The sequence below is a fragment of the Mesorhizobium sp. M7A.F.Ca.CA.002.05.1.1 genome (assembly GCF_003998335.1).
In the GTDB taxonomy this organism is placed as follows: domain Bacteria; phylum Pseudomonadota; class Alphaproteobacteria; order Rhizobiales; family Rhizobiaceae; genus Mesorhizobium.
Genome location: NZ_RZQI01000087.1, coordinates 1 through 11,772 on the forward strand (window position 1 = coordinate 1; position 11,772 = coordinate 11,772).

The following is an 11,772-nucleotide window of genomic DNA, read 5'->3' on the forward strand; positions in this document are numbered from 1 at the left end:
TGGCCGTTGAGCTCGAAGAACACGGTGACCATGCCCTTCTCGTCGACATCGCCGATGGCCAGGCAGCGCACCACCAGCGTCTTGCCCTTCTCGATGTCGACGAAGATCTCGTCTTCCGGCTTCATGCCGTAGAAATAGGTCGGCGTCGGCAGGACGCTGACCGGCCCATAGGTTTCCTGCGCGCCGGCGAAATCCGTGAACACCTTCGGATACATCAGCCACGAGGCGAATTCGAACTCCGACAGCTTGCGCTCGAGCTTCTCCTCGATTTCCTTGCGGTTGGCCTTGAGGTCGGCTGGCTTGAGCAGTGAGCCGGGCCGCACCGTGATCGGCTTGTCGCCCTTCAGCGCCTTCCTCTGCAGCGCCGTCGGCCACCCGCCTGGCGACTGGCCAAGATCGCCGCGCAGCATCGAGACGACCGAGTCCGGAAAGGCGATATCCTTGTCCGGGTTTTCGACATCGGCAACGGTCAGGTCCTGGCTGACCATCATCAATGCCATGTCGCCGACGACCTTGGAGGACGGCGTCACCTTGACGATGTCGCCGAACATCAGATTGACGTCGTGATAGGTCTGCGCCACCTCGTGCCAGCGCGTCTCCAGTCCGAGCGAGCGCGCCTGTTCCTTCAGATTGGTGAACTGCCCGCCCGGCATCTCGTGCAGATAGACTTCCGAGGCCGGCCCCTTGAGGTCGCTTTCAAAGGCGGCGTACTGGTTGCGCACCGCTTCCCAGTAGAACGAGATTTTCCTGATCCATTGCGGGTCGAGACCGGGGTCGCGTTCGGTGCCCTTCAGCGCCTCGACGAGCGAGCCAAGGCATGGCTGCGAGGTGTTGCCGGAGAAAGCATCCATCGCCGCGTCTATGGCGTCGACGCCGCTTTCCACCGCCGCCAGCACCGTCGCCGCCGACAGGCCCGACGTGTCGTGGGTGTGGAAATGGATCGGCAGGTCGGTCGCCTCGCGCAGCTCCTTGAACAGCACGCGTGCCGCCGCCGGCTTCAACAGTCCGGCCATGTCCTTGACGGCAATGATGTGGGCGCCGGCCGCCTGCAATTCCCTGGCCAGGCCGACATAGTATTTGAGGTCGTATTTCGCCCGCGCCGGATCGAGGATGTCGCCGGTATAGCAGATCGCCGCTTCGATCAGCTTGCCCTCGGCGCCGACCGCATCCATGGCGACGCGCATGTTGTCGACCCAGTTCAGGCAATCGAAGACCCGGAACAGGTCGATGCCACCGCTTGCTGCCTGCTTGACGAAATGCTGCACGACATTGTCGGGATAGTTGGTGTAGCCGACGCCATTGGCGCCGCGCAGCAGCATCTGCAACAGCAGATTGGGCGCCGCCTCGCGCACCAGCGACAGCCGCTCCCACGGATCCTCGGTGAGGAACCGCATGGCGACGTCGAAGGTGGCGCCGCCCCAGCATTCCAGCGATAGAAGCTGCGGCAAGGCACGCGCATAGGTACCGGCGATGCCGGCAATGTCATGCGTGCGCATGCGGGTGGCGAGCAACGACTGATGGCCATCGCGCATCGTCGTGTCGGTGACCAGCACCTCTTTCTGGTCGCGCATCCAGGCGGCGAACTTCTCCGGCCCGAGCACATCCAGCTTCTGCTTGCTGCCGCCGGGCACATTGCCGTTGAGGTAAGGCACCACGGGTGCGGCCGCATCGGCCTTCGGCTGCGGCCGGCCGCGCGTCTCGGGATGGCCGTTGACGCTGACGTCGGCGAGATAGTTGATGAGCTTGGTGGCGCGGTCCTGGCGCTTGACCTGCTGGAACAGTTCCGGCGTCGTGTCGATGAACTTGGTCGTGTAGGAATTGTCGGCGAAGCTCGGGTGGTTGATAATCGCTTCGAGGAAGGTCAGGTTGGTGGCGACGCCGCGGATGCGGAACTCGCGCAGCGCCCGGTTCATGCGGGCGATGGTCTCGGCCGGCGTCGGCGCCCACGCCGTCACCTTCTCCAGCAGCGGATCGTAGAAGCGGGTGATGACAGCGCCCGAATAGGCGGTGCCGCCATCGAGGCGGATGCCGAAGCCTGTTGCGCCGCGATAGGCGGTGATGCGGCCGTAGTCGGGGATGAAATTGTGTTCGGGATCTTCCGTGGTGATGCGGCACTGCAGCGCGTGGCCGTTCAGCCTTATGTCCTTCTGCGCCGGCACGCCTGATTCCGGTGTGCCGATGGCAAAGCCGTCGAGGATGTGGATCTGCGCCTTGACGATATCGATGCCGGTCACCTGCTCGGTGACGGTGTGCTCGACCTGGATGCGCGGATTGACCTCGATGAAATAGAATTTGCCGGTGTCGGCATCCTGCAGGAACTCGACCGTGCCGGCGCCGATATAACTGGTCTCGCGGGCGATCTTCAGCGCATGGCCGCAAAGCTCCTCGCGCTGCGACATTTCGAGATAGGGCGCCGGCGCCCGCTCGACGACCTTCTGGTTGCGGCGCTGGATCGAACAGTCGCGCTCGAACAGGTGCACCGCATTGCCACGGGTGTCGCCCAGCACCTGCACCTCGACATGGCGGGCGCGTTCGATCAGCTTTTCAAGATAGACCTCGTCCTTGCCGAAGGCGGCTTTCGCCTCGCGCTTGCCCTCGGTGACTTCACGGGCAAGGTCGGCTTCGGCGCGGATGGCGCGCATGCCGCGGCCGCCGCCGCCCCATGACGCCTTCAGCATCACCGGATAGCCGATTCCCTTGGCCAGTTTCTTGACCGCCTCCATGTCATCCGGCAACGGATCGGTGGCGGGGATCACCGGCACCCCGACCTCGATGGCGAGATTGCGCGCCGCGACCTTGTTGCCGAGCCGCCGCATTGTGTCCGGCTTCGGCCCGATGAAGGTAATGCCGGCTTCGGCACAGGCGTCGGCGAATTCGGGACTTTCCGACAACAATCCGTAGCCGGGATGAATAGCATCGGCACCCGACAGCCTGGCGACGCGGATCACCTCCTCGATCGACAGATAGCTTTCGATCGGCCCCATGTCCCGGGTCAGATGCGGCCCGCGTCCGACCTGGTAGCTCTCGTCGGCCTTGAAGCGATGCAGGGAGTATTTGTCTTCCTCGGCCCAGATCGCCACGGTTTTGAGGCCGAGTTCGTTGGCCGCGCGAAAAACGCGAATGGCGATTTCGGACCGGTTGGCGACGAGGATCTTCGTGATGGCCAAGGACTGGGCTCCAGCAACGGAAGGAAGAGAAATCGGCGCAATGATTAGCGTGAAAATGCTGCAGTGCAAACAAAATTGACGTGCGTTTAAACCGATTGAAATGGAATCATTGCGCCAGAAGCCCTTCGCATTCATCCGAACAGCAAGAAAAGCGCCGGCTTTGCAGTTAGCGCACGATCATTCACCGGCTAAGAACCCGGCTCTATCGGCCGCCCCCCGTGATGGCAAAAGAAAATGCCCGGCGCGAGCGCCGGGCATCGTAGATGGTCTGGAGACTGACGAGCTTACATCTTCTGGATGTAGGTGTACTTGCCGTCGTCGCCCTTCTTCCATTCGTACATGACGTAGCCGGGCAGCGTCGGGTCGCCCTTGGCGTCATAGGACAGGTCGCCGAGCACGGTCTTGAACGGGCCGTTTTCATGCAGCGCCTTGGCAACTGCCTGCGGATCGTTCGACTTGGCAGCGGTGGCTGCCGCGGCGATCGCCTGCATGGCTGCGTAGGAGTAGAGCGTGTAGGCTTCCGGTTCGAAACCCTGCGCGCGGAACTTCTCGACGAGTTCCTTGTTGGCGGGGATCAGGCGCGGATCCGGACCGAACGTGTTGAGCGTGCCCGCAACCGCGTCGCCCGCGATCGAAGCCAACTCGTTCGACACGATGCCGTCGCCGGAGACCAGCGTCGCCTTGAGGCCCTGGTCGGCGGCCTGGCGGATGATCAGGCCGGCTTCGGTGTGCAGGCCGCCCCAATAGATGATGGAAACGCCGGCTTCCTTCATCTTGGCGATCAGCGCCGAGAAGTCCTTGTCGCCGACATTGATGCCTTCGTACATGACTTCCGTCAGGCCCTTGGCATTCATCGCCTTCTTGGTTTCGTCGGCAAGGCCCTGACCGTAGGTGGTCTTGTCGTGCACGACGGCGATCTTGGCATCCTTGAAGTTGGCGGCCAGATAAGCGCCGGCAATGCTGCCCTGCTGGTCATCGCGTCCGCAGGTGCGGAACACGTTCCACAGGCCGCGTTCGGTGAACTGCGGGTTGGTTGCGGCCGGCGTCACTTCGACGATGCCGTTCTCGGCATAGACTTCCGAGGCCGGGATCGAGACGCCGGAGTTGAAGTGACCGACCACGAACTTGACGCCGTCGCCGACGAACTTGTTGGCGACCGAGATGCCCTGCTTCGGATCGGAAACGTCGTCGCCGACTTCGAGCTTGATCTGCTCGCCATTGATGCCGCCAGCCGCATTGATGTCGGCGACAGCAGCTTCGGCACCCTTCTGCAACTGCGCGCCGAAGGCGGCATTCGGACCGGTGATCGGGCCAGCGACGCCGACCATTACGTCAGCCCACGCGGCACCGCCGAACGCGACGAGCGCGGTCAGGGCGACGGCGGACAAAAGTGACTTTTTCATTTAAACGCTCCCATTAACGGAGTGGGCGTGGATGAAGCTTTCATGCGATGCCCACCCTTATCGCAGAAAGCATAGTTTGCCGATTTTCAGGCACTTGTCACGCCGATTCAATTTCGAGACGGCGTTAATGATGAACGTCAACCTTTCGGTTTCCAGCTCAAGAGTGAAGCTCTTTCGTAGAGCCAATTATACTGTGTCACCATCTGGTTGGTGCGCGTGTATTGGTAGCCGACGAAGCCGAGGATCATCAGCACGATGGTGTCGACGACATAATAGTGCAGCGAGAACATGGTGCCGCCGAACAGCGCGTGATGGATGAAGCGGATCGCGATGCCGAGGCCCAGCATATAGGCGAACAGCTGGATGAAGCTGCGCCACGTCTGAGCACTGGCCTTGCCCGTCATCCACGCCGCCCAGCCGCCGAGCAGACAGGTGACGAAGAAGAACTGCCAGATCGAGGGTTCCTCGTAAAGAATGCCCTGCATGGTGAAGTCTCCTTAGCATGACCCCGAAAAGTTGCGGACTTTCCGGACTAAGATCATGCGACAAACAAACAATCTGGAGCGGAATGGCGGATGCACGCATTCCGCTCCGAACTCAGTGGTGTCCGCCTTCGAGATAGGCGGCGCGCACTTCCGGATTGGCGAGCAGTTCCTTGCCGGTGCCGCTCATCGTCACATTGCCATTGACCATGACGTAGCCGCGCGTGGCGAGCTTGAGCGCGCCGAAGGCGTTCTGCTCGACCAGGAACACGGTCAGCCCTTGGGTGCGGTTCAGTTCGCGGATGGCGTCGAATATCTGCTTGACGATCAGCGGCGCGAGACCCAGCGACGGCTCGTCGAGCAAAAGCAGCTTCGGCCGTGCCATCAGCGCGCGTCCGATCGACAGCATCTGCTGCTCACCGCCCGACAGCGTGCCGCCGCGCTGGGTGATGCGCTCTTTCAAACGCGGGAACAGCGTGAACACCTTCTCGACGTCCTCGTCATAGTGCTTGAGGTTGTCGAGGCTGGCGCCCATCTGCAGGTTTTCCATCACCGTCATGCGCGGAAATATCCGCCGGCCCTCGGGCGACTGGGCAATGCGCATGCGCGCGATCTCGTGCGTCGGCATCTGGGTGATGTCGGTGCCGGCAAAGGTGATGGTGCCGGCGCGAGCCCGCGGCGCGCCGAAAATAGTCATCATCAGCGTCGACTTGCCGGCGCCGTTGGCACCGATCAGCGCCACGATCTCACCTTGGTTGACGGTGACATCGACGCCGTTCAGCGCCCGGATGTTGCCGTAATAGGTCTGCACGCCCTTGATATCGAGCAGTGTTGTCGCGGCCATCACTTGCCCCCTCCGCGCTTGCCCGCCACGGGCTTGGCAGCGGTCTTGCTCCCGGTCTTTCCGGTGGCTGCCTTTGCAGTCTTTGCGGAAGCATGGCTTGTCGCCACCTTGCCCGCATCGACGCGGCGCGAGAATTCCGTGTCCTTGCCCTGGCCGAGCAGCCTGGCCTGTTTGACCCATTCCTCGCGCGCGATACGTCCGTCAAAGGCGAGATAGGCTTCGGCGGCCTCGACGTCGGCCTTTTTCCAGGCGCCGATCTGGTCGAAATGGAAGATGCCGTGATCGTTGAGCTTCTTCTCGTTGACCGTGCCGATGCCCTTGATGCGGGTCAAATTATCGGCCTTGCCGCCGCGAGGTGCCGCCAGCCGGTTGGAGATCTCTCCAGCCTTTGCCGGGGCCTTGGCTGCCGGCTTGGCCGACGCGGTCGACGTCGCCGCCGCGCCGGTTGCCGCCTTTGAAGCCGCTTTCGGAGCAGGCTTTGCCTTCGCTGCCGGCACGGCTGCCAGCGAGGCTGCCTTGTTTGCCGCGGCGAGCGACCTGGCGTCAACCTGACCGGCCTTTGACGCTCCCTTGGCCACCGTAACCCGCTCGCCCGAACTATGGCCGACCGTGTCGGTCACCGGCCCGGCGAGATAGGACGACGATGTTCCCGGACCATGCGCGGCATCCGGCCCTGTATCGAGCTGTTCGATGACATCTTCGTCGCCGACTTCGGTAAGGACCGCTTCGACTTCCTCGTCGTCGACGCCGAGATAGGCGGCGATGACGCGCGGGTCGGTGCGCACCGACTGCGGACTGCCGTCGGAGATCTTCCGGCCGTACTCCAGCACCACGACATGGTCGGAGATCTGCATGACCACCGACATGTCGTGCTCGATCAACAGGATCGAGGTACCGGATGTGTTCTTGATGTCGATCAGCAGCTCGTTCAGCGCCGCCGATTCCTTCGGATTGAGGCCGGCCGCCGGCTCGTCGAGGCACAGAAGCTCGGGTCCCGTGCACATGGCGCGAGCGATCTCGAGGCGGCGCTGCGCGCCATAGGGCAGGTCGCCGGCCGGGTCGTCGGCACGGTCGACAAGATCGGCCTTTTCCAGCCAATGCTTGGCGAGTTCCACCGATTCGGCCGAGGCCTTGCGATAGCCGCTGAAGCCGAAAAGGCCGAGGACCGTGTAGCCCGATGCCTTCATCAGTTTGTTGTGCTGGGCGACCAGCAGGTTCTCCAGCAGGGTCATGCCGGAGAACAGCCGAATGTTCTGGAAGGTGCGCGCCACCTTGGCGCGCGCCGGGATTTCATGGTTGGGCAGCCGCTCGAGCAGGAAGGTCGAACCATCGTTCCGGTTGAGCGTGATCATGCCTTCCGACGGCTTGTAAAAGCCGGTGATGCAGTTGAACACCGTGGTCTTGCCGGCGCCGTTGGGGCCGATCAGCGCGGTGATCTCGCCGCGCTTGGCGGCGAAAGACAGATCGCCGATGGCCACCAGGCCACCGAACTTCATCGACAGATGATCGACCTGCAGGATAGCGTCGTTCGCGCCTGAATTGGCCTTCTGAACAGGGTTCGCATTCATCAGCCGTGTCCTTCCTTGGTGAAGGAGCTTGAGACAGCCTTTCGCTCCTTCAGGAAGGCGGTTGGTTCACGACTGCCGACGAAGCCGCGCGGCTTCCACAGCATGACGATGACCATGGCCATGCCGAACAGAAGCATGCGGTAGAGTTCCGGTGTGAAGTCGGGCCCGAAGACCTGCTTGAGGAAGTCGAGTTCGCGCAATGCCTCGGTGCCGCCGATCATCACCATTGCGGCGACCGCGATGCCGACCAGCGAACCCATGCCGCCGAGAACGACGATGGCCAGGATGATGGCCGATTCCAGGAAGACGAAGGATTCCGGGCTGACGAAGCCCTGCCGTGCGGCGAAGAACGCGCCGGCGAAGCCGCCGAACATCGCACCCGTGGCGAAGGCTGTGAGCTTCGTGGTGGTGGTGTTGATACCGAGCGAGCGGCAGGCGATCTCGTCCTCCCGCAACGCTTCCCAGGCACGGCCGACCGGCATGCGCCGCAGCCGGATGGTGACGAAGGCTGTCAGCAGCGCCAGCGCCAGGATCAGGTAATAGAGGAAGATCTTGTAGTAGGCGCTCGAGGTCGCGAGATTCAGCACCTTGGCGATGTAATTGGGGTCCGACACGTTGAAGGTCATCAGGCCGAAGAAGGTGACCTTCGGGATGCCGGAAATACCGGCCGAACCGTTGGTGACCTCGCGCCAGTTGATCAGCACCAGGCGGATGATCTCACCGAAAGCCAAGGTGACGATCGCCAGATAGTCGCCGCGCAGGCGCAGCACCGGGAAGCCGAGCAGCACGCCCCAGAAGGCGGCCATGGCGCCGGCGGCCGGCAAAAGGATCCAGAACGACAGGCCGTACTGCGTGCCGAGCAGCGCATAGGCATAGGCGCCGACCGCGTAGAAGGCGACATAACCGAGGTCGAGCAGGCCGGCGAGGCCGACGACGATGTTCAGGCCCCAGGCCAGCATCACATAGATCAGGATCTGGATGCCGAAATTGTCGACCCATTTCAGCGAGCCTTGCAGCCCGCCGACGAACGACCAGGACATCAGCGACAGGATCGCCACCACCAGGATCGGATAGAGGATCAGCGCGGCAATGCCGAGTTTGGTGAAGTTGGCGTGAATGAAACCGCGGAAGTAATAGATCACGCAGGCCAGCACGTAGATGATTGCCAGGGCGCGCAGGAACTGCAGATAGCCGGCCGGCACGGCTCCCACCCATCCGACGAGAGAGCTGTTGACCGCAAACAACACCACCGCCGCGACCAAGGCCACGATGAAGGCCGGCAACTGGAAGAAACGCGACGCCACGCTGGCCGGCAGCAGACCGGTGGCGATGTCGGTGATCTTCTGGTTGGCGAGGAAGGGCTGGCCATAAGCGACATAGAGGAAGCGCCCGATGGCCGTGGCGATCACCACGGCGGCAAGCAGGCCCCAGCGCGTCGTCAGGACCAGTTCGTTAGAAATGTTCTGGCCGGTCTTCAGGCCGATGAACAGCACGAACAGGCCAAACGATATGGCAGCGGCATAAAGTGACTCGCGCAACGCGCGCTGCATAGGCGTGGCGACGGTGTCGCGCTCCGGAGATACGGTGACGGCCATGGTCTCAGACCTTTTCGACTTCTGGCCGGCCCAATATGCCGGAAGGCAGGAAGATCAGCACGATGGCCAGGATCGAGAACGCCGCGACGTCCTTGTAGTCGATCGAGAAATATGCCGACCACATGCTCTCGATGAAGCCGATCATCAGCCCGCCGAGCACAGCACCCGGCAACGAACCAATGCCGCCCAGCACCGCCGCCGTGAAGGCCTTCACGCCCGGCGTGAAGCCATCCGAGAAGGCAATGACGCCGTAATACATCAGGAACAAAGTGCCGGCGACCGCGGCAAGGGCCGCACCCATGATGAAGGTGATCGAGATCGTGCGGTCGACATCGATGCCGAGCAGCGCCGCCATCTTGCGGTCCTGCTCACAGGCCCGTTGCGCTCGCCCGAGCGAGGTCTTGTTGACCAGATACCAGAACAGCGCCAGCAGCAGCGCCGTGACGACGACGATGATGATCTGCTTCAGCGACACGCTGATGCCGTTGATGTTGTAAACCTGGCTGACCATCGGCGGGATCGGCTTGTTGCGGGGACCCTGCGTCACCTGGACGAAGTTCGACAGCGCGATCGACATGCCGATGGCGGTGATCAGCGGGGCCAGTCGGAACGAACCGCGCAGCGGCCGGTACGCGACTTTTTCAATCGTCCAGTTGTAGAGGCTGGTGAGCAGCATCGCCACGATCATCATGACCAGCAGCGCCAGCACAACCGGCACTGAATAGAACAGCGCGCCAAGGGCGAGGAAGACGATCAGTGCTGTGAAGGCACCCACCATGAAGATGTCGCCATGGGCGAAATTGATCATGCCGATGATGCCGTAGACCATCGTGTAGCCGATCGCGATCAGCCCATAGATCGATCCCAGCGTCAGCCCGTTGATAAGCTGCTGGACAAAGTACTGCATGTGTACATGGCTCCCCTGGAATGTCGCCCATGCAGACGCATTCCTTTTCGTATTTCCCCTAGTCGTAAAGTTTCGAGCCCGGATTGCAACGTCATTTTTCAATCGTCATGCGTGTTTTCGAAGCACGCTGTCCGATTGCCCGTTTTCCATCATCCGGCCCCTGGACTATCGCGGACCCTACCATTGGCATAACGCAATGTCTTTGACGATTCGACTGCATCATGCGCTCCGTTTCGAAGAAATCGCCGTCAAAATTAGGTGATGAAAGGAATCCTTGCGTTTTTGGCACGATCCGTTTTTCAAGCCCTCGCTTTCCGCAAGGTCAGGATTCCCATCACTTGACAACAAATCCATGCGCGAACGGGTCGCGGTCGTCGATGAAGATGGTGTTCAGTCCGGTCATCCGCGCCCAGCCGCCGATAGAGGGAATGATGGCCGGTTTGCCGGCCACGGTGACATCTTTTTCGACCTTGCCCTTGAACAGCGAACCGATGATCGATTCATGGACGAAGCTGTCGCCGGCCTTGAGTTTGCCCTTGGCATGAAGCTGCGCCATGCGCGCCGAGGTGCCGGTGCCGCAGGGCGAGCGGTCGATCGCCTTGTCGCCGTAGAACACGGCATTGCGGGCATCCGCCCCATCCACCGTCGGAGCACCGGTCCACAGCATGTGCGACAGCCGGTTGATGCCCGGGTTCTCAGGATGGACGAAGGAATATTTCTCGTTGAGCCGCTGGCGCACCACCGGGCTCCAGGCGATGAAGTCGCCCGCCGAATAATCGGCCATGTCGCGATAGTTCTTCTGCGGTTCGACGATGGCGTAGAAGTTGCCGCCATAGGCGACGTCGACGGTGATTTCGCCGAGCCAAGGGCATTCAATTGTCAGCCCCTCGGCATGGAGGAAGGACGGCACATTGGTGATGCGCACCTCCTCGACATAGTCGCCGACCTGTTTGTATTCAGCGATGACAAGTCCGGCCGGCGTGTCGAGCCGAAGCACGCCCGGCGTCTTCGGCTTGATCAGACCGTGCTCGATCGCCATCGTCACCGTGCCGATGGTGCCATGGCCGCACATCGGCAGGCAGCCGGAGGTTTCGATGAACAGGATGGCGATGTCGCAATCCTCGCGCGTCGGCGGATAGAGGATCGAACCGGACATCACGTCGTGGCCGCGCGGCTCGAACATCAGGCCGGTGCGGATCCAGTCATACTCGGCCAGAAAATGCGCACGCCGCTCCATCATCGTCGCGCCCTGCAGCAGCGGGCCGCCCCCAGCGACCAGCCGCACCGGATTGCCGCAGGTGTGGCCGTCTATGCAGAAGAAGGATTTCTTGGCCATGACGCTCCTCGAAAATCAAAACCCGAAAATATCAAAATCGTTGCGGACTGAAGGGGGCCAGTTCGATCGGTGGAGTCTGCCCCAGGACAAGATCCCTGATCAACCGTCCGGTGGCCGCCGCCTGGGTCAGGCCGAGATGGCCATGGCCGAAGGCATAGACCACCGACCGCCTTCCCGGCGCGCCGCCGATGACGGGCACTGAATCCGGCAGCGAGGGGCGGAACCCCATCCATTCGCGCCCACCCGAGGGATCGAGCCCCGGCAGGAATTTCTGCGCCTTCTGCAGCAGCGCCTTAGACCTGGCATAATTGGGCCGCCGCTCGATGCCGCCGAGTTCGACGGCGCCACCGACACGCAGGCCCGTTGCGAGCGGCGTGACGACGAAGCCATGGCCGGAGAAGATCAGCATCCGCTTCACGTCGAAGGCACTCGTCGGCAACGTAGTGTTATAGCCGCGCTCGGTCTCCAGC

General features: G+C 62.2%; 9 protein-coding genes. All 9 read right to left on the reverse strand.

Annotated features, from left to right (window positions below; all coding sequences use genetic code 11):
• Window positions 1-3,167 (reverse strand): pyruvate carboxylase (pyc, locus tag EN939_RS07080; RefSeq protein WP_127267454.1); only part of this gene is annotated, 3,167 nt, incomplete at its 3' end.
• A 284-nt stretch (window positions 3,168-3,451) separates the two neighbouring features.
• Entirely contained in the window at window positions 3,452-4,570 is a 1,119-nt protein-coding gene (locus EN939_RS07085) for a branched-chain amino acid ABC transporter substrate-binding protein (protein ID WP_027037229.1), read from the reverse strand.
• A 137-nt stretch (window positions 4,571-4,707) separates the two neighbouring features.
• Complete coding sequence (locus tag EN939_RS07090) at window positions 4,708-5,055, reverse strand: DUF6867 family protein (protein WP_023811804.1); 348 nt, start codon at window positions 5,053-5,055, stop codon at window positions 4,708-4,710.
• A gap of 112 nt (window positions 5,056-5,167) precedes the next feature.
• Window positions 5,168-5,896, reverse strand: a complete 729-nt coding sequence (locus tag EN939_RS07095; protein WP_027037230.1) for an ABC transporter ATP-binding protein — start codon at window positions 5,894-5,896, stop codon at window positions 5,168-5,170.
• On the reverse strand, window positions 5,896-7,464 hold the full coding sequence (locus EN939_RS07100) for an ATP-binding cassette domain-containing protein (protein WP_127267455.1): 1,569 nt from the start codon (window positions 7,462-7,464) through the stop codon (window positions 5,896-5,898). The genes EN939_RS07095 and EN939_RS07100 overlap by 1 nt, the downstream gene beginning before the upstream one ends.
• Window positions 7,464-9,059, reverse strand: coding sequence for a high-affinity branched-chain amino acid ABC transporter permease LivM (livM, locus tag EN939_RS07105; protein WP_127267456.1), 1,596 nt, complete (start codon window positions 9,057-9,059; stop codon window positions 7,464-7,466). Before livM ends, EN939_RS07100 begins: the two co-directional genes overlap by 1 nt.
• 4 nt (window positions 9,060-9,063) lie before the next feature.
• A complete protein-coding gene (locus tag EN939_RS07110) occupies window positions 9,064-9,966 on the reverse strand; it encodes a branched-chain amino acid ABC transporter permease (protein WP_127267457.1) in 903 nt (300 codons plus the stop codon).
• 334 nt (window positions 9,967-10,300) lie between these two features.
• Entirely contained in the window at window positions 10,301-11,302 is a 1,002-nt protein-coding gene (locus EN939_RS07115; RefSeq protein WP_127267458.1) for a 4-hydroxyproline epimerase, read from the reverse strand.
• 31 nt (window positions 11,303-11,333) lie between these two features.
• Window positions 11,334-11,772: NAD(P)/FAD-dependent oxidoreductase (locus tag EN939_RS07120; protein ID WP_164750901.1), on the reverse strand; the 439-nt coding region annotated here is incomplete at its 5' end.